The sequence below is a fragment of the Klebsiella sp. 141240 genome (assembly GCF_050600805.1).
GTDB classification, from domain to species: Bacteria; Pseudomonadota; Gammaproteobacteria; order Enterobacterales; family Enterobacteriaceae; genus Klebsiella; species Klebsiella aerogenes.
The window spans coordinates 492,059-513,275 of sequence record NZ_JAQIRK010000003.1 but is presented as its reverse complement, the minus strand read 5'-3'; the positions used below and the strand labels follow the sequence as shown (position 1 = coordinate 513,275).

Genomic DNA, 21,217 nt, shown 5'->3' with positions numbered 1-21,217 from the left:
TATGTAGGTTTTAGTTATTTAACCAGGCCTGCGCCCAGTGCAGTCCGGATTGCGTTCCGGCGCGCGGACTATATTCCGCGGCGACGTAACCATCATATTTTTCCTGCTCGAGTACGGCGAAAATCCATTGATAATCTACTTCGCCGTCAATCGGCTCCTGGCGCGCCGGTACAGATGCAATCTGGATATGGCCGATATACTCTTTATAGTTTTTCAATAAATAAGTTAGATTGCCATCGACCTGCTGGGCGTGGAAAATATCAAGCTGCAGTCGAATATTGTCGCGGTCCGCCTGGCGAATATATTCCATCGCCTGGTATTGGCTGGAAAATAAATAACCCGGACGGGTGGCAGGCGATAAACCTTCAAGCAAAATAGTGATGTTATGCGCTTTGGCTCGATCCGCCGCGTAGCGTACGTTGTCAATAAACGTGTCCGCACAGTGCTGCCGGTCGAATCCTTCGGTGACCCCCGCCATAACATGTATCGCCGGGCACTGCAAAGCCGCAGCATAATGAATGGCTAAATCAATGGCTTTGCGGGCTTCCTTTTCACGGCCAGGTAAAGCCGATAATCCCCATTCGCCGCGTGCGGTATCGCCTGCCGGAGTATTAATGCCGATAAGCTTGAGGTGATGTTTCTCTAATTCGCGGGCGACGGTCTCTACGGGATATTCGTAAGGGAACCACATCTCAACGGCATTAAAACCGGCTCTGGCCGCCAGGGAGAAGCGCTCCAGAGGCGGATTTTCGCCGAATAACATCGATAAATTGGCAGCTAGTTTCAACATTATTGCATTCCTCGAAGCACAGTCAGTTGTTGATGATCGAGATAGTTCACCGGGCTGTTTTTTAACGTGAAGAACAGGCGGGCGGACGCTTCCATCTCTTCCAGATTGTCGGCGGCATCGCGTAGCGATTTACCCACCACCACCGGACCATGATTAGCCAGCAAAAAAGCCTTATGCTGCGCGGCCCGTTCACCGAGCCATTGGCCAATCTGCGGATCGCCAGGGCGGAAATAGGGGACCAGCGGTATTTCACCGACCCGCATGACCACATACGGCGTACAGGCCGGAAGGGTATTCGCCGGATCCAGATCCTGCAGGCAGGATAAGGCCGTCAGGTAATGGCAATGCAGATGGACGACGGCGCGGCACTGCGGATTGTTGCGGTACAGCGCGAGATGAAAACTCACCTCTTTTGAGGGTTTTAACCCTGAGAGCAGTTCACCGTTCAGGTTCACGTGCGACAATTCTTCGGCGTTAAGCTCGCCAAGACAGGAGCCCGTCGGGGTAGCCAGAATCGTGCCGTCAGCAAGCTGGACGGAAAGATTGCCCGCCGAACCGGTTGCATAGCCGCGATTAAAGAAAGAGCGTGCGATAGCCACCATCTGTTGGCGTAGGGATGACTCGTTCATGCGCAAACCTCCGCGGACTGCGCGCGAGCAAAGAAATTGTCATCGCCAAAATTGCCGGATTTGAGCAGCAGGAAAAGCGGTCGGGAATCTGCCTTGATCCACGGAACGCCGGGTGAGACCGCGGCGCCAATAGCGAAATGGCGAATATCCAGCGCTTGCGTTACCGCGCCGGAGGTTTCTCCACCAGCGACGATGAACCGGCTCACGCCTTGCTGCGCGAGTTGTTTTGCCAACAGAGAAAACAGCGCCTCAACCATCAACCGACTTGGCTCGGCGCCATAGCGCTGCTGGATGTTGTGCAGCTCGGCGACCGAAGTGGTGGCGTAAACCATTGGCGCCATGACCGCGTCAGACTGCTGGTACAGCCATTCAACGATCTGGCCGCAATACTCATCAAGCGTCCAACGTTTATCAAGCAAACCTGCAACATCCACGGACAGCGCTGGCGCCAGTTGGCGGTATTTTTCTACCTGCGCCTGCGTTCTGATAGAACAGGAGCCGGATAATACTACCGTGGTGGCTGCTGACGTGGTGACGTGAAAGGGAAGGGACGTCGCCGTGGCGTTGGCCCAGCTACGCGCGAGACCGGCAGCTAAACCGGAACCCCCGGTAACCAGCTTCATATCGTGCAGCGCTTGTCCCTGAATTTGCAGGTGTTTATCGTTTATTGCGTCCAGCGCGATATAACGATAACCCGAGGCGGATAAAGTTTGGATCTCGTCGCGCACGGCTGCCTCGCCGGACTCCAGAATCTGCACATTGATAAGAGCGCATGTGCCGCGAGACTGGCGTTCCATCAAACGGCGTAGATCGCTGTCATCCATGGGGTTGACCGGATGGTTGCGCATACCGGATTCCTGTAACAGGCGGTCTTCAACGAATAAATGCCCCTGATACACCGTACGACCGTTAATGGGCAACGCCGGGGATATAACCGTGGTTGCGACGCCTAGCGCATCCATTAAGGCATCGGTTACCGGCCCGATATTGCCCTTGATCGTGCTATCGAAGGTGGAGCAGTACTTAAAATAAAAGCGATCGCACCCCTGTTGTTGCAACCAGTGCAACGCATTCAGTGACAGTGTCACAGATTCTTCGGCTGATACAGAACGTGATTTCAGACTCACGACTAATGCGCGAGCATCACCCTGGTAATCTTCCCCGGGGACACCGCTAAACAGGCTGGTCGCTATTCCGTTGTTGGCCAGAAAACTGGCGATATCCGTCGCGCCGGTAAAATCATCGGCAATTATGCCTGCTCTCATATCCTGTCCTCTTCATACAGCGAGTGTTAATTTACGGTACTATCTGTTGTTAAATGTTAATATCAATGATTGATGTGATGAATACAGCGATCTATATCACAATAAATAACATTTATTATCTATTTTTCACACCATGTGCCGCTGTCAATCCGATGTACAGCCTAATGTGATGTGATAAAATGTGAAAATATGAGATAACGAGACACCATCAGGAGAAACCGATGCTGCCGTTGGAAAGACAAGAGAAGATACTGGAAATCATTAAAGATAAGGGGGTCGTCAGCGTCGTCGAACTGGTCGAGGCGCTGGGCGTGTCGCATATGACTATCCGGCGCGATATTCAGCGCCTGGAGCAGCTTAACGTGCTGGCCAGCGTATCAGGGGGCGTGGCCCTGCCGCAACGAACCCGCCTGCTGAACGAACCTTCGCATCGCGATAAAACGCTGATGTTCCCCCAGGAAAAGGAGGCTATTGGTCTGGCGGCGCTTAAGCACATTCCCGCCAACAGTACCGTCTATCTGGATGCCGGGACCACGACGCTCGCGCTGGCCGAAAACCTGGTTGAGCGTCAGGACTTGCTGATCATCACCAATGATTTTGCCATTGCCAATTTGATGATTGAACGCGGGCAATGTGAATTGATCCATACCGGCGGACGCTTATGCCGTGAGAATCAGTCGACCGTTGGCCACCTGACGGCGAAAATGCTGGAGAACCTGTTTATCGATGTCGCGTTTATTTCGGCGTCATCATGGAATTTGCGCGGACTGTCGACGCCCAACGAAAATAAAGCCATCGTGAAACAGACCGTGGCGAAGGTAAGTGAAAAATGTATCCTGCTAAGCGATTCATCAAAATATGGAAAAATGGCGAATTACCTGATCCTGCCGCTCAGCGAGCTTGATGTCATCATCAGCGATGACCGGCTGAGCGGCAGTGTGGTAAATCAGCTGAATGCGCTTAACGTTGACGTCGAACTGGCGACTACGCGTTAGCCAGGCGTCGCGCGACAATAAACAGTCGCGGGAACAATAACAGCACTTTTCCGTTACACTGTAACGGATAGTGTTGTTGCAACAGCGTCAGATAACGCTCTAAAAACACGTTCTTTTCTGCTTCATCAAGATGTTGCAAATACGGACGCAGACCGGTCGCCTGCAGCCAATCAACGATAGCCTGGTGTGACTCCAGAGGGTGATAATAGGTGGTGCGCCAGATATCCACCTCGCAGCCGCTGTTGCTCAGCATGTCGTAATACTGCTGGACGCTGGGGAGCGGCTGTCGGCCGCTATCTGGAAATCCCAGCTCTTCCGCTACCTGGCGCATCAGGGTATGAGAGGGCTCTTGCCAGTTATCCGGCATCTGCACGGCCAGCACCCCATTATTGGCTAACTGTCTGACCAGTCGCGGGAACAGCGTTTGATGTTCACCGAGCCATTGCAAAGAGGCGTTGGCATAGATCACGTCTGCGGGCTCAGATGGCTGCCAGTCTTCTATATTTGCGGTGATAAACTCACAATCGGGAAGCGCTTGCGCCGCCTGTGCCAGCATGGCGTCGGAATTATCAACGCCAATAATTCGCGCTTCAGGCCATGCTGCACGCAGTAAGGCCGTGCTATTGCCTGGACCGCAGCCCAGATCCACAGCCAGCTTGACCGGCTGTTGCGCAATACGCGCCGTTAACTCAGACGCCGGTCGGGTGCGCTCATCAGCAAATTTCAGATACAGCGAGGGATTCCAGTCTGCCATAGATAACCTCAAGTGAACTATCCGAGTCTATCAGCATAGAGGACACGCTGCGGTTGTGAAGCTGTTTTTTAGTGACGGCGTCACTTTTTCGAGGCGAAGGGTGCGGCGTTCATCACACCGATAGCAGGGTTTCTTCGTTACACTGGCTGCGCATATATAACAGGGATGAATGAAATAATGGCCTTAACCATCAGGATATTACTGGAAAATCGCCTTGCGGCGCACGCCGATCCGGCGTTGACAGCCAAAGCCGGACTTAGCCTTCTCCTTGAAGATGAAACCAGCAAAGTGCTATTTGATACCGGGCCGGACGGTAGTTTTCTCAAGAATGCGCAGCGGATGGGGATCTCACTGGATGACCTGACGGCGACGGTATTATCACACGGCCATTACGATCATTGCGGCGGCGTCCCCTGGCTGCCGGAAGAGAGTCGAATTATCTGTCATCCACGGCTTGCCGAACCGCGCTATGCCGCTATCAGTGTTGGCAGGCATGTCCGCAAACTCAAAAAACTTTCGCTTGAGCTCGACTATTCCCGCTTTCGCATGGAATGCTACCGGCAGCCGTTTGCTCTCAGCGAACGGCTGTTGTGGTCGGGCGAGATCGTGGTAAACCGTCCGCAATCCTTTGGCGTTTTAGCCAGCTCGCCGCTAACGCCTGATTATATCGTCGATGAAGGCGTCCTGATTTATCTCTCTGACCATGGGCTGGTCATCATCTGCGGCTGCGGACATCGCGGAGTAGAGAACATCGTGCGGCATTGTCAGAATATCACCGGCATTGAGCGGGTCCACGCGTTGATCGGTGGGCTACACCTGCGCGCCGCATCCGTCGCCAGGGTCTGGCAGGTCCGAAGTTATTTACAGCAGCTGCAGGTGGAGAAAATTTTGGCCTGCCACTGTACCGGCGCTTGGGGAAAACTGTGGCTCGCCGGCGCACAGGCACCGGCCACCGGCGATATTTTGCAACTAGCTTAATAAGGGTTAGTCGGCATCTTTGAGCATTTCGGCGCGCCGGGCGGTGGCATAGACGAATTCCAGCATCGGCTCAAGGTCAGTATCGTGTCCCGCCTGGATGATTTTGCCACGTAGCCATTCGATTTCGCTGGTGATATCCGGATGAAAAATGTTGTTGTCCTGCGCCTTGCGTAACCATTTGAGAAGAAAATTATTTTTCCCTCTCGCTCCGCCCGATTTCTTCGTTTTTACGTGGATTTTCAGCGCGACCAGAATGCAGTAGTAAAAATGGACGCGCTGGTTGAAACTTTGATGCATGTCGGTATTTCCCGCCAGGGTAAGCCGCTCGCCGCATCAGGCGACGAGTCGAATGGAGCCAGGTCACGGGGGGATCGTTTTGTTGACGACCTCTATCACTGCACCCGTACCGCCCGGCATCCAGGACTGGATGCTCGCGGAATGGTGGCACGGATATTAAAGCGTCGTCAATTATTGATTAAATTGTTACCAGTATCATGATTAATCGGCATACATCATACGTTCGACCTGGTCTGTTGCAGACGAACCCGAAGCAGCAGGATAAACGCCATGGCGACTACCACCGCCGCCAGTAGGTACAGCGTATCGAGCGCATAATAACCCGCCACCCAGCCGGCCACCGGGCCGGTCAAACCCAGCGCCAAATCGAGAAAGGCTGAATAGGTACCCAGCGCCGTGCCCTGGTTTTGTTCTTCTACCTGTTTCACCGCCTCGACGCCCAGCGCCGGAAAGACCAGCGAGAAACCAGAACCGGTGAGGAATGCGCCAAAACCGGCGACCCACGCCGACGGCGCCTGCCAGATAATCAATAATCCAAGACACTCCACTACGAAGCAGACAAGCGACACCGGCACGCCGCCGTAGCGGGTAATGGTGTTGCCAAGGATCAGACGTATACAAATAAAACCGATACTGAAAAGAGAGAGGGTGAAGGCCGCGCCCTGCCAGTGGTGAGCCGAAAAATAGAGGGTGATAAAGGTGGCGATGACGCCAAAACCTACCGTACCCAGCGCCAGCCCCAGGCCATACGGCCAGATTCTGCGAACCACCACATGAAACGGCGCTCTCACTCCGGCAGTCACGCTGACATCCAGGCGGGTGCGGGCAAAGAGCAGGCCAATTAGCGCAACCAGCACTACCACTACGGCAAAACCGCTGATGCCAAAATAACTATTGAGCATCACCCCCAGCGGCGCGCCGACGGCCATTGCCACGTAGGTCGCGACGCCATTCCATGAAATCACCCGTGAGGTATGAATCGCGCCAACGGTTTTAATACCCCATAACGTTGCCCCGGTGGCGGTGAAGCTCTCTCCCACACCGAGGAAAACCCGTCCAATCAACAGGGCGCTGACGGCGAGAAGCGGTATAGTTTGCAACATCACCGCCGCGAGGGTGAAAAGTCCGCTTAGCATGCAGCAGATGATGCCGAGGCTAACGACCTTTTTTGGCCCCCAGATATCGGTATAGCGGCCAGCATGCGGGCGGCTTACTAGCGTTGAAATGTACTGCAGGCTGATAACGACTCCGGCGATTAGCGTACTGTACCCGAGCTGATAGTGGATGTAGCCGGGAAGCACCGCGAGCGGCAGGCCGATGGAGAGATAGCAGATACAGGTGAAGACAACGATGGAAATAATTCGCAGGTTAAGCTGAGTGGTGCTGACAGAAGTAGTCATAACGCTAAGTGTTTAAAACGAAAGGGAGGATAAGCATAGCGCAAGCGCGGCGACTACGGCGAGCGGACGAGCATTTTATGCCAACGCTCGGTTCATTTATTGGCAAACTGACCGATAATATAGCTATACAGGTGATAAATGACGCCCATATTATTTCTTAGAGTGATGCCTGAGTTTGAAAGGGAAATGGATGAGTGGCCAGTCTCAGCACGGAGCATGGCAATCTATTCGCTTCCCGGAGGTCATCGCGATGAAAAAATTACTTATATTGCTCATTGTTTTTGCAGCGTCCGCCTGTTCCGGTGGTTCATCATCCTCTTCAGGGATGTCCCCCGGTCAGGGCTTTGATTCGCAGACCTGCATGAACGACACCATCGACGCTAACAGCGCCTGCGGTCATTCGGTCGCGCCACAATTTAATTGATATGAGACAGCCTGATGGAGGAACACGCCTCACATCAGGCCGCCGACTATTTTAACGGGCAAAGCGCTTCGAACCGATAACGCAGAAAATGATGCCAAGCGTGACGACGACCATCAACGGGCTCACTGCTTCATGAAGGAGCAGTGCCGCCAGCGACAGACCAAAAAAGGGCTGCAATAGCTGGAGTTGACCGACCGCCGCAATACCGCCGATTGCCAGTCCCCGGTACCAGAAGATAAAACCGATCAGCATACTGAACAACGAGACATAGGCCAGCGCCGTCCATGCAGACGTACTGATACCCCTGAGACTGACGGGAAACGTTAAGCCGCAGGCTATCAACATCAGGGGTAGGGACAGGAGCAGCGCCCAACAAATGACCGCCAGCCCGCCAAGCGCTCGGGTGAGGCGCGCCCCCTCGGCATAACCCAATCCGCAGACCACTACCGCCGCCAGCATTAGCAGGTCGCCTGAAACGGACATCCCGGCACTACCGGCCAGCGCGAAACTGGCCACCAGTACGCTGCCCAGTAACGAGAATCCCCAAAAGGCAGGGCGCGGTCTCTCACCGCCGCGGATCACCGCGAAAACCGCCGTCGCCAGCGGCAATAAACCAATAAAAACAATTGAGTGTGCGGATGTCACCCGCTGCAGTGCCAGCGCCGTCAGCAGCGGAAAACCGATGACCACGCCGCCGGCAACCAGCGCCAGTGAACGCCATTGTCCCGCCTGCGGGCGCGGCAGGCGTAAAACCCAGATCAGGCCCAGCGCAAGCACCCCGGCAATCGCCCCACGACAGAAAGTCAGGAAAAACGGATCGAATTCCTGCACGGCGATGCGGGTGGCGGGTAGCGAGCCGCTAAAAATAGCGACGCCGATAAAGCCGTTTATCCAGCCGGATAGGGAAGTGGAAGCGCGACGGTTGTGCACGTGTGACCTCTTTGTAGTAATCGTTAAGGTGGTTGACCGGGTCGATAGTAGGTCGCACAATCCATGACAATCAAATAATTGTCATGGATACAATGACGATGAAAAACCGCTATAAATCTCTGGTTGATCGCTATGCGGCAGCAATCCGCAGCGGTGCGCTGGCGGCTGGCAGCCAACTGCCGACCCATCGGCAATTGGTCGTTGAACACGGAATTTCTCTGGCTACCGCGACGCGGGTCTACAGTGAACTGGCGTTAATGGGGCTGGTCAGCGGCGAAACGGGACGCGGCACCTTTGTGCGTGAACTGAGCTTGCCGCCGGGACTGGGTGTCGATCAGCACGCCATTGCCCCGGATATGATCGATCTTAATTTCAACTCTCCGGCGTTGCCGGAACAAACCGTTCTCCTGCGCGAGGCATTAAAAAAGCTTTCTGGCGCGGGCGATCTGGAGGCGTTGTTACGCTATCAACCGCACGCCGGACGTATGAGCGAACGGGAAATAGTGGCCCAGCATCTTAACAGACAGGGTATTGCGGCCAGCGCCGGGCAGGTCGCTATCGTTAACGGCGCTCAGCATGGGCTGGCGGTCACGCTCGGCGGCCTGCTGCGTCCCGGCGACGTGGTTGCGGCAGATGCATTGACCTATCCGGGATTTCGCGCCCTCGCCAGGCTCTATCAACTCGAACTGGTTGCTATCCCGCACACAGCGCAAGGGCCGGATCTCGACTTGCTTCGTAACCTTTGTGAAAAACGGCGGGTAAAAGCGATTTACACCATGCCGACGCTGCATAACCCTCTCGGCTGGGTAATGAATCTGGCGCAGCGTAGTCAACTGGTTGATATTGCCCGCCAGTTCGATTTATTCATTATTGAGGATGCCGCCTATGCGTGGTTGATCGAGAACGCGCCGCCGCCGCTGATGTCTCTGGCGCCTGAGCGTACGGTCTATGTGTGCGGCTTTTCAAAAAACATCGCCACCGGTTTACGGGTTGGCATGGTGGTATGCCGAGAAGCGCTAATGCCGGCGATAGAGCGGACGATCCGCGCCACCAGCTGGAATACGCCGGCCTTAACGACGGCGCTGGTCTGCGGCTGGATCCAGGATGGGACGCTGGCCCGGCTCGAAACCATAATGCGCGCAGATGCGCGGCGGCGGCAGGCGATCGCCCGTCAGGCGCTGGCGGGTTTACCAATTATCGGCAATGAAAATGCCTGGTTCCTTTGGCTGCCGTTGGGCGAGGAGATCCGCGCCGATCGCGTCGTGAAACAGCTGCTAACCATGAATATCGCTATTTCCACCGCCGAACCGTACAGCGTCGGTCGTGATGTGCCGCACGCTTTGCGTCTGGCGCTGGCGTCACCGAGTCTCGATAAACTGAGCGCCGCGCTGAAGATAATGCGGCCCGTTATCGAGTACGGCGTTTAACGACCGTGCGCTTCTGACAACCATCCTTCGTCGCTAACCGAAGTATCCTCTGGTTGGTGCTTTTACTCTTTGCTCAGGTGCGGCGGCTTGCTCGTCGCATCGTGCTAATACATAATAAAAAGAGAATTAAAACTAAATCACATTCTCTTTTTGAGATTAAGTTATGCGAGGGGTATGGGGATGAGACAAATCAGGCCGGAGATAAACGCTTTCTTATTAGCGATGGCAGGGGCGACGGTATTAATGATTGGTATGGGTTATGGCCGCTTCGCTTTCACCGGGATCCTGCCGGTGATGTTAAGCGATCAGATCCTGACGCTGCGTCAGGGTAATCTGGCCGCCTCCGCTAATTATGCCGGATACCTGCTGGGGGCATTGTTGCTGGCGAAGGCAAAGCCGGAGCAGGCGAGCAGAATGAATATTGTCTCGGTCATTCTGACGCTAATTTGTCTGGCGCTACTGGCCTGGCTGCGTTCGCCGCTGGCTATCATTATCCTGCGCGGGTTGGCCGGGGTACTCAGCGCGGTAACGCTTATCTCCGCCTCCTTATGGCTATTGCAACATATGAAACATCATAACGGCGCGCCGGTGCTGTTTGCCGGGGTCGGGATGGGGATTTTTCTGTCGGCAGAGTTTATTGCCGCCGGTAAAGCGCTGGCGTTTAGCAGTCAGCAAATCTGGCTACTGTGCGCTATCACGGCGACGGTGCTGTTTATATGCGCCTTGCGCGGATTATTAAGCCCGGCGGATTCGCTGCTGGCGTTACACAGCGGACCCGCAACAGCGATGGCGCGCAACAATGGGCGCACGAGCGATGCGGTAAAATTGCTGCTGATTTATGGCCTCGCGGGCTTCGGCTATATCATCACCGCGACCTATTTGCCGCTGTTTTTGCAAGGCGCGTTATCGGGTATCGACCCGGTGCACCTGTGGGCGGTATTTGGTCTCGCGGCGGTACCTTCCTGTTTTATCTGGCACCAACTCGTACTGAAAATTGGCTATCAGCGGGCATTTTGTAGCAATCTCGTTATTCAGGCCTTCGGCGTGGCCTTACCGGCGTGGAGCCACTCATTCACCTTTTGTCTGTTGAGCGCGCTGCTGGTTGGGGCGACCTTCCTTGGGACGGTAACCATTGCCTTGTCAGAGGGCAAGCGGCTAAATCAGGCGGTAAAATTTAATATGATCGCCGCGCTCACGGCGACTTACGGCGTCGGGCAGATAATCGGGCCGCTGGTCGCCGATGCGTTATACAGCCTGACGGGATCGTTTAACCCTTCACTATTAACTGCCAGCGGCGTGTTGCTGGGAGCCGCCGGACTGGTTGCCTGCGGCCGGCGCCAGCAATAACTGGCGCAGGGCGTCGAGAATCGGCGACACATACCCGCGGCGCCAGATAAGCTGGGTGGCGGCCTGGGTGACGTATTGCGTCTGGCAGCCTGCGGGTAGCGTGAGCAGGGCCAGAACGCTTTCCGGGAGCAAACAGGCGTAGCGGCCGGTGGCGACGTTGGCCATCATCGCGTGATAGGAGCTGACATCGACGATGTCCACGTGCGCTCCCGTCTGCTGTAGATACTCGATGCCGCGCTGGCGGTAGGAACATCCTGCCGGGAAGGCGGCAAAACGGTAATCGCGTCCATCGACAGGGGCGATCAGGACCAGCTGTTCGATGAAAAGCGGTAGATATTCAAGCGTCTGTGGGCATTGAAGGCTGCCGTCCGGACCGGCCGGCAGTGAAACCAGCGCGCAGTCCAACGTGGAGTTTTCGACCAGTTCAGTCAGCTGACGGGTGGGCATGGTACGCAATGTCAGGTCGGCATCCGGGCAGCGTTGCTGAAACAAAGGCAATATGGCCGGCAGGCGGCTGGCGGCACAGGCTTCCATCGCACCGAGTTTTAACGTTCCCGCGGGCCGTGCCGGGTGCAGCGCCAGTTTGGCTTCTTCGGCAAGGCTTAAAATTCGCCGCGCGTAGCTGAGGAAGTTTTGCCCGGCGGGAGAAAGCAGCATCTTCTTGTTTCCGCGCACGAAAAGCTCGGCCTCCAGCTCCTCTTCAAGTTGCTGGATCCGAGTGGTGATGTTGGACTGCGCGCGACCAAGTTGTTTCGCCGCCTGAGTGACGCTTTGCGTTTCGGCCACCAGCTTAAAGATCAGTAATGTGGTGTGGTTCATATTTTTCTTCTCAATATGACAATATGGTTGATCTTAACATCTTAAAAAGAGATGGTTAATGCCTCACATCGCAAATTGCACAGGATCGCCAATGAATCAGCATTTACCGCGATTACTTAATATTCGTTATCCGATTATTCAGGCGCCGATGGCTGGGGTGTCGACACCAGCCCTGGCTGCGGCGGTAAGCAACGCCGGGGGACTGGGTTCGCTTGGGCTCGGCGCGTCGACGGTTACGCAGGCGCAAGCGCTTATTGAACAAACCCGACGGCTCACCGATCGTCCCTTTAACGTCAACCTTTTCTGTCATACGCCGTCGAGCCGTGATGCCGTTCAGGAAGCGCAGTGGCTGGCGCGGTTGGCTCCGGCGTTTGCCCGCTATCACGGCACGCCGCCGAAACAGCTTAATGAGATTTATCAGACCTTCCATCAACATCAATCCATGCTCGATATGCTGCTTGAACAGAAGCCGGCGGTGGTGAGTTTTCATTTTGGCGTGCCGTCGTCAGAGGTTGTTCGCCGCTTCCAGCAACAGGGAACGGTAACGATGGCGTCCGCCACCTGCGTCGCAGAAGCGCGATTAATTGCGCAAGCGGGTATTGATGTCGTTATTGCGCAAGGGTATGAGGCCGGTGGCCATCGGGGGATTTTTGACCCACACGGCGACGATCGTCAAATGAGCACTTTCACTTTGCTTCAGGCTCTAAAGCAGGCTGTCGATTTACCCATTGTCACCGCCGGCGGCATTATGCATGGGGCGGCCATATCCAGCCTGATGCAGCTCGGCGCGTCGGGCGTTCAGCTGGGAACCGCATTTTTATTGTGTCCGGAAGCGGGTATAGATAGTGGATATCGACAGGCGCTCACGCAAAATAGTGACGTTGTCACCTTTTTGACGGCGGCTATTTCGGGTCGGCCAGCACGCTGCGTTAAAAATAGCTGGAGCGAAGTGGTGGCTTCATTCAGTGAACGTGACATTCCAGCCTATCCGCTCGCTTATGATGCCGGAAAAGCGCTGGCGACGGCGGCAAAAGCGCAGGGCGATCATGGTTTCGGCGCGCACTGGGCGGGACAAGGGGTGGCGATGATCCGCGAAATGCCGGCGGCAGAACTGGTCAGGGTTCTGGTGGTAGAAGGCGGCCTCGAGTAGCCGCCTGCGATTGAGAACTTAGCGGCGATGGGCAAGCTGTCGTACCAGCCTGTCGCCGATCATTTGTACGCCCTGGACCATCACCACCAGAATCAGCACCGTACCGACCATCACCTGATCGTTAAAACGCTGATAACCATAGCGAATCGCCAGGTCCCCAAGTCCGCCGCCGCCAATGACGCCCGCCATCGATGAAAAGCCAATCAGCATCACGATAGTCAGGGTGATCCCGGCAAGCAGGGTCGGTAGCGCCTCCGGCAGCAGCGATTTAAAGATAACGTGCCACAGATTACCCCCCATCGACAGAATGGCTTCAATGCGTCCGTAATCCACTTCGTCGAGCGCGTTTTCGGTCAGCCGCGCGAAAAACGGAAAAGCGCCGATAGTAATCGGCACGACGGCGGCGGTGCTGCCTAAGGTGGTGCCGATAATCAAACGAGTGAAGGGGATCAGCGCAATGAGCAGTACAATAAACGGCAGCGATCGGCCAAAATTGATAATCGCCCCCAGCAACGCATTCAGTTTCGGCATCGGGGCCAGGCCGTTGCGACGGGAGACAAACAGTAACACGCCGACCGGCAGGCCGATTAAAATGGTAAACAGCGCCGCCAGCCCTACCATATAGAGGGTTTCCAGGCTGCCTTCCCACAATAAGGGCCATAAATCTTCCCAACTCATGCGACTACGCATAAAGGCCTCCCGTGAAAGCCGTGGCGGGCAAGGAAATCTTGCTCCGCCTGCGGATTATGCAGTAACGACTGACGTAATCTGGACCACGGCGCCACCAGCAGATCGGCGATTTTCCCGCTCTCGATGACTTCGCCATGCTCCAGCAGCGCCGCGTGATCGCACAGCGTTTTGACGACTTCCAGCTCATGGGTAATAAGCACGATAGTCAGATTGAGCCGCTGATTGATATCGGCCAGTAACGCCAGCACCGAGGCGGTGGTTTCCGGATCGAGGGCGCTGGTTGCTTCATCGCATAGCAGCACATCCGGGCCGGCCGCCAGCGCGCGGGCGATGCCGACGCGCTGCTTTTGACCCCCGGAAAGCTGGGATGGAAAGGCGGTTGCTTTATCCGCCAGTCCAACCAACTCCAGCAACTCGAGCACGCGTTCGCGGCGCGCACGTTTGTCGACACCGGCGATTTCCAGCGGTACCGCGACGTTGTCAGCCACGTTGCGGGCATGCAGCAGGTTGAAGTGCTGGAAGATCATTCCGGTACGCAGACGGTGCTGACGTAAACCGGCTTTGTCTAACTGAGTGATATCTTGCCCGTTCACCACAATCCGGCCCGTAGAGGGCCGTTCGAGTAAATTCAGACAGCGGATCAGCGTGCTTTTGCCTGCGCCGCTGCGCCCGAGAATGCCATAAATCGCGCCTTTCGGGATCTGCAGCGACACGTCGTTCAGCGCCGGTCGGCCTGTTCCGGCATAGGTTTTACTCAGCCCGACGACCTCAATCATGATTGTGGCGCTACCGGGATAACCGAGCCGTTATAGTTTTTGCGAATAAACTCGGCAACCTGCGGCGAGGTGAGATCTTTGGCCAGCGCTTTAATGCGTGGGTCATTAGCCAACTGCGGCGTCGTCACCAGGATATTGGCGTAAGGGTTGTTATTCGCGCTCTCCAGTCCTAACGCATCTTTCGCCGGTACCAGTCCTGCTTCCAGCGCGTAGTTGCCATTAATAACCGCTAAATCGACATCGTCTAAGGAACGCGGGATCTGCGGCGATTCAATTTCTAGGATTTTCAGATGTTTGGGGTTTTCCACGATATCTTTCGGGGTAGCCAGGGTGGTCGCCGGGTTGGTGAATTTAGCGCCGAGTTTGATTAATCCCTGGCTTTGTAGCAGGAACAAGGCGCGACTGAGATTGGTAGTGTTGTTCGGCACCGCGACGGTCCCGTTTTCCGGGACGGAATTAAAGTCTTTGTGCTTACGGGAATAAATACCCAGCGGTTCGATATGCACCGTAGCGGCGACGGCAAAAGTCTTACCCAGCGCTTTTTCCTGATCCTTCAAATAGGGAACGTGCTGGAAGTAGTTGGCATCAACATCGCCATTCGCCAGCAGCTCGTTGGCGTTAACGCCGCTGGTGAGTTCGACCACTTTGATATCGAGGCTGGGATCGATTTTTTTGATGTAATTGAGGATCTCAGCGTGTGGTACCGGGTCAGCGGCAACGCGCAGCGCGGCAGCCTGCGCGGATGTCCATGCCAGAGAAAGAGATAAAGCGACCCCTGCCAGTTTGAATGCGGCATATTTCATATTGTTATCCTTATTAAATTAAACGATCAGTTGCTCAGTACGTTCGCGAAAAACATCCTGGTAATAACGTTCGGCGACGTCCGGGTGGGAACGCAGCCGCCCTTTGAGGTAATTCCAGCCAACATCCCGCAGCAGCGGATTTTGCGGATCGCTATCCGGGCCGAGCGCTTCCTGCGCCAGATGGGCGGGCAGGCGGTACACCGGCACCACGGCATCGAGCTGTGCGCCAAGAAAGAAGGCGATAGAGAGGCGTTCCTGTTCTGCCGGCGGCGAGACCACGCGATGAACGGTGGCGCGCAGGTAACCGTTAGTCGCCAGCTCAAGTAGCTCGCCGATATTCACCACAAAGCTGCCCGCCAGCGGCGTGGCATCGATCCAATGGTCCGGCGCGACTTCCACCTGCAGTCCTTTTTGCTCGTCCTGTAACAGGAAGCTTAAGAATCCAGAATCTTTATGCGCCCCAACGCCCTGGTCGCTTTTCGTTTCACGCTGGCCAGGGTAGCGAATCAATTTGATATGTTCATTCGGCTTATCGCCATACAGCGCGTCAAAGGCGTCGGCAGGCAACTGTAGCGCTTCGGCAAACGCGCGCAGCAAGGTCATCCCGATGCCGGTCATCGCCTGCTGCCAGCCCAGCAGAGTGGGTTTCAGCGACGGTAGCGCGGCGGGCCATAAATTCGGTCCCTGTAGGCGCTGCCAACGTGGCGCGTTTTCGGCGAGGGTTAAAGCCGGGCGTTCAGCGCCGGTATCAAACTGTTCGCGCCAGTCCGGCTGGCCGCGAGTGAGCTCGGAAGCCGCGCGGTTATAGCCGCGAAAGTGCGGGGAGTGAATCATTGCCACCTGCTGCTTTTCGCTATCATCAAGGGCAAAAAAGCGTCGTGCCTGGCGTTGAACTTCAGTTTGCAATCCGGCGTCCACGCCGTGATTAATAAGATAAAAGAAACCAATATCGCGAGCGGCCTGGCGGAGGTCGGCAAGAAAACCGGCCTTTTCAGCAGGATTGGTATAGCGGGCCAGATCGAGAATCGGCAAAGTTGTGGCGTTCATTGTTTTCTCCGAAAACGGGGTACGGGTCATTGGCTTTAAAGTGATTCTGGGTTCGGCAACAACAACGGCGCATGATGATTTCCTCTGTCGGGTAGATGCGCTCAGCTTGCCTTAGCGCAATTTTTTCGACCAATAACGTTCTTTTCTAATTTATGTCCGCTGCGGGTTCAGTGCTTTTGCGAAAAACAGATAAGGAGTAGGGAAACTGCGTGGGTGTGATGTAAAAAAATGGCGGGATGTTGCATGATGCCGCCGCGGTCCGTATGGTGAGCGAAATTTTTCATGCAGGAAAGACAATGCACACGTCAAAAGATCCGCTTCACGGCGTGACGCTCGAAGCGTTACTCACTGACCTTGTGGCCAGATATGGCTGGGATGAACTGGCCAGACACATCAAAATCAACTGTTTCAAAAGCGATCCGAGCATAAAGTCGAGCCTGAAATTTCTGCGCCGCACGCCGTGGGCGCGTAAAGAAGTCGAAAACTTTTATCTCGATTCGCTGGAAGGGCTTATCAACAAATCTACCGCCTCTGCCGACGCTGGCCCGTGGGCCAACTGGCAGAAGAAGTAACGCTTATCAGGTTACCGCTTGTTCATTGACCCCATTGCGCAGCGCTCCCGGCGCTTTGCCGGTAATGCGTTTAAAGGCGCGGCTAAAGGCGGCGAGAGAGTTGTAGCCGAGGCGGAAGGCGACTTTTTCCAGCGCTTCGCCTTCATGGCTGATGTATTGTACCGCCAGGCGCATGCGTAATTCCGTCAGGTAGCGGGCCGGCGTAGTACCGGTGGCGGTGAGAAAACGTTCGGCGAACACCGAACGCGACAGGCCGGATTCGCGGGCTAAGTCCTCTACCTTCCAGTTGACGCCGGGCTGTTGATGCATAGCGTATATCGCGCGCGAAAGCTTCGGGTCACGCAGTACCTGTACCCAGCCGGTGGCGTTACCGCAGCCGCATTCCACCCAGGCGCGGACGATCAGCGCCGCGACGACATCGGCGAGACGTGCCAGAATACCGGCATAGCCCACCTGACGCGTCAGGGATTCACGCTCCATTGCCGCCAGCAGCGGCTGAATTTCCGGGCGGGTGCTTAACAGGCTACTGACCAGCATCACCTCCGGCATGGCCCGAACCAGCGGCTGCATTCCGCCTAATTCAAAATCCATACAGGCGCTGAAGATAACCGCATTCTCTTCGGTATTAACGCAGCCCGCGTTTTTGATGCAGGAAACCGTCCCGCAGACCGGTTTGCTGTCGAGGTCCATCACGTTCACCCGCGCGGCTTTGCTATCTGAGAGCAGGGCGTGCGCGTCGCTATTGGGAATAAACACGGCATCGCCGCTCTCAAGCGAGAACTGTTTGCCGTTGCTCATTTGTAGCAGCAGCGGGCCGCGGCTGACGAAATGAAACTGCGCTTTGCCAGGAACCGAATTAAACTCCACGCCAAAAGGACGCGAGGTTTCAATCCGTCGGTATTTCACTCCCGACAGCCGCATACCCTGTAGCAGCTCGCTGGTCAGATCTAACGTTTGCAGGCTCATCTTTTTTCCGGACGAATAATCAATAATTGCAGAGTATGTATCATATATCGTCTTAACGGAAGCCACTAAGCTTGGCGAATGTTAATGATTCTGGAGAGATGTATATGAGTTCTTGCATTGTCGCTGAAGAGAGCGCAGTTAACGCCCGCCCGGCGTGGCGCGCCGTGTATGCGCTGGCGCTGGGGGTCTTTGGCCTGATCGTCGCTGAATTTCTACCGGCCAGTTTACTGACGCCGATGGCCAGCAGTCTTGGCGTCAGCGAAGGGATGGCCGGACAGGCGGTGACCGCCACGGCGTTAATCGCTCTGGTGACGGGGTTGTTGATTACCTCTGCAACCCGCAATATCGACCGTCGCTGGGTGCTGATGTTCTTTTCCGTATTGCAAATCATCTCCAGTCTGATCGTGGCCTTTGCCGGTTCACTGGAGTTCCTGCTGCTGGGACGCCTGCTGCTTGGTATCGCTATCGGCGGCTTCTGGGCGATGTCGACGGCAACGGCGATGCGGCTGGTACCGGCGGCGATGGTGCCGAAAGCGCTGGCGATTATCTTCTCGGCGGTGTCGATTGCCACCGTAGTCGCGGCGCCGCTGGGTAGCTACCTGGGCGCGCTCATTGGCTGGCGTAACGTCTTTATCATCTGCGCCGTACCGAGCCTGGTCGCGCTGCTGTGGCAGCTATGGGTACTGCCGTCGATGCGCCCGGAGAGCGCTGGCAGCTTTAGTACGCTTTTTAAGGTACTGCGGAGGCCGGGAATGGTTGGCGGCCTGCTGGCTTCGATTTTGATTTTTGGCGGACACTTCGCTTTCTTTACCTATCTGCGGCCGTTTCTCGAAACCGTGGCGCTGGCAAGCGTAGAAGGGGTATCGTTGATATTGCTGGGGTTCGGCGTGGCCAACTTTATTGGCACCTCGCTTGCCGGGCATCTGCTGGCGCGCAGTTTGCGGATGACGCTGGCGCTGGTTCCACTGGCGATGAGCGTGCTGGCGCTGATGATGGTGCTGTATGGTCATATTGCGCTACTGGATGGTCTGTTGGTCGCTCTGTGGGGATTTGCATTCGGTCTGGTGCCGGTGGCCTGGTCGACCTGGCTTGCCACCACGGTACCGGATGAAGCGGAAAGCGCAGGGGGATTATTAGTCGCTGCAATCCAGCTGGCCATTAGCGCCGGGGCTGCCGGCGGTGGCGCAATATTTGATATTAGCGGCGCTAGCGGCGTATTTACCGGCAGCGGGCTGTTATTATTAAGCGCCATGCTGATTGTCTTTATTGGCGTCAGGGTGACGCCGCCGGTCAGAAACAATTAATGATTAAACGCGCCGACTGGCGCGTTTATTTTTCTTCAGGCGCAGCGAGTACTCATTTTATTATTATAAAACGAGCAGCTAATTGATGAGTTGAAAAACTTCTTACGTTTTCCCGCGTGAATGCGGTTGCTGGCCTCAGCGTTTTGTCAGGTGGTTTCCATCACAGATTGGGCGCTATGTTATTAATTATTCTGTTAAATAGCGTCTGTCAGTTGGTCAACGATAACTTTACCGCTGTTATCAAATTGGGTAATACGAAAATTAACGTTCCACGAGCGGCGAGTATTAAATTTATCAAACAGGGAGACGCGGCCTTTTTTCTTACCCTCTTTATTGAGGATCACCCACTCAGTCACTTCGGTATACTGCTGGCTAGGTTGATGACCGCTTTGTTGTTCAACTAATTGGTCTTCAGAATCCAGTTTTAAATAATCGCGTAACATTTTGCACCTCTTTGTTAATGTTTTTTTAACGTTACTCCTTTTTTTGATTCTTTCAATCTGAATTTTTAATCGACAGTGGTAACTATTAGGTAGCAATCTAGCTGTTATATTTTCGGTAATACTCTGCTGAATCCCAGGCTCTTGTAACCATTCAGCACCACACCGACCTACGGAAGCGAAGCGATGGATGCCTCATCCAGCGGAAAGAGGTCCGTTGGATGTGGCATTGATTACCCGGTTTTTGGGATTGAGGTTATTCATCGTGCTGATGAATATTACAGCACCGCTACGTACTTAATACCGTTATTGTTCTGTTTTAGCCTTTCCAGCGCTTGTGGGATCTCATCGAAACTGACGCTTTCTATCGGCGGCATCATCAGTTCGCCGCGGCCAATTTGCTGCAGCATGCTTTCCCCGGCCTGACGTAATCGACTCCACTGTCTCTGGGTACCGTAAGGATGGATTGCCGCCAGTGCGACTTCATGCAATGAGATACTGGTAGTAAATGCCGGTAGCGGCGCGTGCTCGAGCCGGTCCTGTATACAGACCAGATGGCCGTAGTAGCCGAGCAACCCAGCAAGCGAAAGAGCATTTTGCTGATTTACGGTATCGAAAGCGGCATACAGCGATTTACCCGCCAGCGCGCGTTTTAGCTCCTGAGGCCAGGAGGTATGGTGATAATCAAAGGCCTGAATCATCCCGCGAGCCAGCAGTTTCGCGTGATGCGTGGCGCTGGCAGTAACGTAGACGTTAGCGCCGCTCTCAATCAGTAATTGACTTAGCAGACTGCCGGCAGCGCCGCCCGCGCCGCTGACCAGTACATTCTCGTCAGCCGGATGGGGGATTTTCTGCGCTGCCTGCCACGCCGTCAGACCAGGGCACGGCAGCGCCGCAGCGGTGAGGTCGCTGATGTGGTCGGGAACCGCAATCACCGCCTGGGCGCTGACTAATGTATGGCGAGCAAAGCTACCGTCAAAACGCAGGTCGGTGTGATACATCACACGCGTGCCGGGGCGAAGGTGGCGGGCGTTGTGGCCAACGGCGGTAATCACCCCCATGCCGTCGACGCCGGGGATCTGATCCTCCTGCCAGGCGTCGGAGAGACCAGCCATCAACTTCCAGTCGACCGGATTAAGGCCAATAGCGCGGTTCTCGATCAGCACCTGATCGTCAGCGGGCGTGACTAACGTTTTCTCATGCCGTTCGAGCAGAAGCGGGGAGGCGTGCTTTTTCCACAGCCAGGCGTCGGTTTTTATCATTGTTTCTTCCTCTGGTGTTGGTGAGCGGTCCATTAAAACAAAATCAGAACTAAAGATAATTCCATAAATAGCAATTATCTATTGCGATTAGTGCTGTTTATTGCAATAGCATTCCATGAAACACTTTGCTCATATTTTCAACGTGATACCGC

The 21,217-nt window shown here is 55.2% G+C and carries 23 protein-coding genes; 8 read left to right on the top strand and 15 right to left on the bottom strand.

The window, feature by feature from the left end; genetic code table 11:
• Window positions 1–10 precede the first annotated feature (10 nt).
• Genes otnI through otnK form a run of 3 tightly spaced genes read right to left on the bottom strand, consistent with a single transcriptional unit; the run spans window position 11 to window position 2,684 of the window.
• Window positions 11–790: a 2-oxo-tetronate isomerase gene (gene otnI, locus PGQ95_RS08280; RefSeq protein WP_430917680.1), complete on the bottom strand. Its 780-nt coding sequence runs from the start codon at window positions 788–790 to the stop codon at window positions 11–13.
• Window positions 790–1,419 carry an aldolase gene (locus tag PGQ95_RS08275; RefSeq protein WP_087860718.1) on the bottom strand — a complete coding sequence of 210 codons (630 nt, stop codon included), beginning with the start codon at window positions 1,417–1,419 and terminating at the stop codon, window positions 790–792. The genes otnI and PGQ95_RS08275 overlap by 1 nt, the downstream gene beginning before the upstream one ends.
• Window positions 1,416–2,684 carry a 3-oxo-tetronate kinase gene (otnK, locus tag PGQ95_RS08270; protein WP_430917678.1) on the bottom strand — a complete coding sequence of 423 codons (1,269 nt, stop codon included), beginning with the start codon at window positions 2,682–2,684 and terminating at the stop codon, window positions 1,416–1,418. The genes PGQ95_RS08275 and otnK overlap by 4 nt, the downstream gene beginning before the upstream one ends.
• 221 nt (window positions 2,685–2,905) lie before the next feature.
• On the opposite strand from otnK, the gene PGQ95_RS08265 reads away from it, so the two are divergent.
• Window positions 2,906–3,679 (top strand): DeoR/GlpR family DNA-binding transcription regulator, encoded by a 774-nt coding sequence (locus tag PGQ95_RS08265; protein WP_015705335.1) that lies wholly within the window; start codon window positions 2,906–2,908, stop codon window positions 3,677–3,679.
• On the opposite strand, the gene tam is transcribed toward PGQ95_RS08265, so the two are convergent.
• Complete coding sequence (tam, locus tag PGQ95_RS08260) at window positions 3,669–4,433, bottom strand: trans-aconitate 2-methyltransferase (RefSeq protein ID WP_430917676.1); 765 nt, start codon at window positions 4,431–4,433, stop codon at window positions 3,669–3,671. The genes PGQ95_RS08265 and tam overlap by 11 nt on opposite strands.
• 177 nt (window positions 4,434–4,610) lie before the next feature.
• On the opposite strand from tam, the gene PGQ95_RS08255 reads away from it, so the two are divergent.
• Window positions 4,611–5,411: an MBL fold metallo-hydrolase gene (locus PGQ95_RS08255; RefSeq protein WP_213316029.1), complete on the top strand. Its 801-nt coding sequence runs from the start codon at window positions 4,611–4,613 to the stop codon at window positions 5,409–5,411.
• Window positions 5,412–5,417: 6 nt separating this feature from the next.
• Here the strand turns inward: PGQ95_RS08255 and PGQ95_RS08250 are convergent, their stop codons facing one another.
• Both PGQ95_RS08250 and PGQ95_RS08245 read right to left on the bottom strand, forming a co-directional pair.
• Window positions 5,418–5,708 carry a hypothetical protein gene (locus tag PGQ95_RS08250; protein ID WP_015366702.1) on the bottom strand — a complete coding sequence of 97 codons (291 nt, stop codon included), beginning with the start codon at window positions 5,706–5,708 and terminating at the stop codon, window positions 5,418–5,420.
• 215 nt (window positions 5,709–5,923) lie between these two features.
• Window positions 5,924–7,108: an MFS transporter gene (locus PGQ95_RS08245; protein ID WP_430917673.1), complete on the bottom strand. Its 1,185-nt coding sequence runs from the start codon at window positions 7,106–7,108 to the stop codon at window positions 5,924–5,926.
• A 190-nt stretch (window positions 7,109–7,298) separates the two neighbouring features.
• Here PGQ95_RS08245 and PGQ95_RS08240 point away from each other — a divergent pair, with 190 nt between their 5' ends.
• Window positions 7,299–7,532: a hypothetical protein gene (locus tag PGQ95_RS08240; protein ID WP_213794080.1), complete on the top strand. Its 234-nt coding sequence runs from the start codon at window positions 7,299–7,301 to the stop codon at window positions 7,530–7,532.
• Window positions 7,533–7,583: 51 nt separating this feature from the next.
• On the opposite strand, the gene PGQ95_RS08235 is transcribed toward PGQ95_RS08240, so the two are convergent.
• Complete coding sequence (locus PGQ95_RS08235; RefSeq protein WP_271032489.1) at window positions 7,584–8,462, bottom strand: DMT family transporter; 879 nt, start codon at window positions 8,460–8,462, stop codon at window positions 7,584–7,586.
• Window positions 8,463–8,560: 98 nt separating this feature from the next.
• On the opposite strand from PGQ95_RS08235, the gene PGQ95_RS08230 reads away from it, so the two are divergent.
• The gene (locus tag PGQ95_RS08230; RefSeq protein WP_430917747.1) at window positions 8,561–9,889 is read left to right on the top strand and encodes a PLP-dependent aminotransferase family protein; all 1,329 of its coding nucleotides are present in this window, start codon (window positions 8,561–8,563) and stop codon (window positions 9,887–9,889) included.
• Between the two features lie 174 nt (window positions 9,890–10,063).
• Entirely contained in the window at window positions 10,064–11,236 is a 1,173-nt protein-coding gene (locus PGQ95_RS08225) for a YbfB/YjiJ family MFS transporter (protein WP_430917671.1), read from the top strand.
• Here the strand turns inward: PGQ95_RS08225 and PGQ95_RS08220 are convergent.
• On the bottom strand, window positions 11,171–12,055 hold the full coding sequence (locus PGQ95_RS08220; RefSeq protein WP_271032491.1) for a LysR family transcriptional regulator: 885 nt from the start codon (window positions 12,053–12,055) through the stop codon (window positions 11,171–11,173). The genes PGQ95_RS08225 and PGQ95_RS08220 overlap by 66 nt on opposite strands.
• A gap of 91 nt (window positions 12,056–12,146) precedes the next feature.
• Between PGQ95_RS08220 and PGQ95_RS08215 the strand changes: the two genes are divergently transcribed.
• Window positions 12,147–13,205, top strand: coding sequence for an NAD(P)H-dependent flavin oxidoreductase (locus PGQ95_RS08215; RefSeq protein WP_430917669.1), 1,059 nt, complete (start codon window positions 12,147–12,149; stop codon window positions 13,203–13,205).
• An 18-nt stretch (window positions 13,206–13,223) separates the two neighbouring features.
• Here the strand turns inward: PGQ95_RS08215 and PGQ95_RS08210 are convergent, their stop codons facing one another.
• Genes PGQ95_RS08210 through PGQ95_RS08195 form a run of 4 tightly spaced genes read right to left on the bottom strand, consistent with a single transcriptional unit; the run spans window position 13,224 to window position 16,521 of the window.
• Entirely contained in the window at window positions 13,224–13,883 is a 660-nt protein-coding gene (locus PGQ95_RS08210) for a methionine ABC transporter permease (RefSeq protein WP_161798788.1), read from the bottom strand.
• A complete protein-coding gene (locus tag PGQ95_RS08205; protein ID WP_213292570.1) occupies window positions 13,880–14,671 on the bottom strand; it encodes a methionine ABC transporter ATP-binding protein in 792 nt (263 codons plus the stop codon). The genes PGQ95_RS08210 and PGQ95_RS08205 overlap by 4 nt, the downstream gene beginning before the upstream one ends.
• Window positions 14,668–15,474 (bottom strand): MetQ/NlpA family ABC transporter substrate-binding protein, encoded by an 807-nt coding sequence (locus PGQ95_RS08200; protein WP_015366692.1) that lies wholly within the window; start codon window positions 15,472–15,474, stop codon window positions 14,668–14,670. The genes PGQ95_RS08205 and PGQ95_RS08200 overlap by 4 nt, the downstream gene beginning before the upstream one ends.
• 18 nt (window positions 15,475–15,492) lie before the next feature.
• Entirely contained in the window at window positions 15,493–16,521 is a 1,029-nt protein-coding gene (locus PGQ95_RS08195) for an isopenicillin N synthase family dioxygenase (protein ID WP_430917667.1), read from the bottom strand.
• Between the two features lie 296 nt (window positions 16,522–16,817).
• Here PGQ95_RS08195 and PGQ95_RS08190 point away from each other — a divergent pair, with 296 nt between their 5' ends.
• On the top strand, window positions 16,818–17,093 hold the full coding sequence (locus tag PGQ95_RS08190; RefSeq protein ID WP_430917665.1) for a VF530 family DNA-binding protein: 276 nt from the start codon (window positions 16,818–16,820) through the stop codon (window positions 17,091–17,093).
• 6 nt (window positions 17,094–17,099) lie between these two features.
• Here PGQ95_RS08190 and PGQ95_RS08185 read toward each other — a convergent pair whose 3' ends face one another.
• Window positions 17,100–18,059: an AraC family transcriptional regulator gene (locus tag PGQ95_RS08185; RefSeq protein ID WP_430917663.1), complete on the bottom strand. Its 960-nt coding sequence runs from the start codon at window positions 18,057–18,059 to the stop codon at window positions 17,100–17,102.
• A 104-nt stretch (window positions 18,060–18,163) separates the two neighbouring features.
• Between PGQ95_RS08185 and PGQ95_RS08180 the strand changes: the two genes are divergently transcribed.
• Window positions 18,164–19,363, top strand: a complete 1,200-nt coding sequence (locus tag PGQ95_RS08180) for an MFS transporter (protein ID WP_213292565.1) — start codon at window positions 18,164–18,166, stop codon at window positions 19,361–19,363.
• A 194-nt stretch (window positions 19,364–19,557) separates the two neighbouring features.
• On the opposite strand, the gene PGQ95_RS08175 is transcribed toward PGQ95_RS08180, so the two are convergent.
• Window positions 19,558–19,806: a hypothetical protein gene (locus PGQ95_RS08175; RefSeq protein WP_015366686.1), complete on the bottom strand. Its 249-nt coding sequence runs from the start codon at window positions 19,804–19,806 to the stop codon at window positions 19,558–19,560.
• A gap of 275 nt (window positions 19,807–20,081) precedes the next feature.
• Window positions 20,082–21,065 carry a zinc-binding dehydrogenase gene (locus tag PGQ95_RS08170; RefSeq protein WP_430917661.1) on the bottom strand — a complete coding sequence of 328 codons (984 nt, stop codon included), beginning with the start codon at window positions 21,063–21,065 and terminating at the stop codon, window positions 20,082–20,084.
• Between the last annotated feature and the right edge of the window lie 152 nt (window positions 21,066–21,217).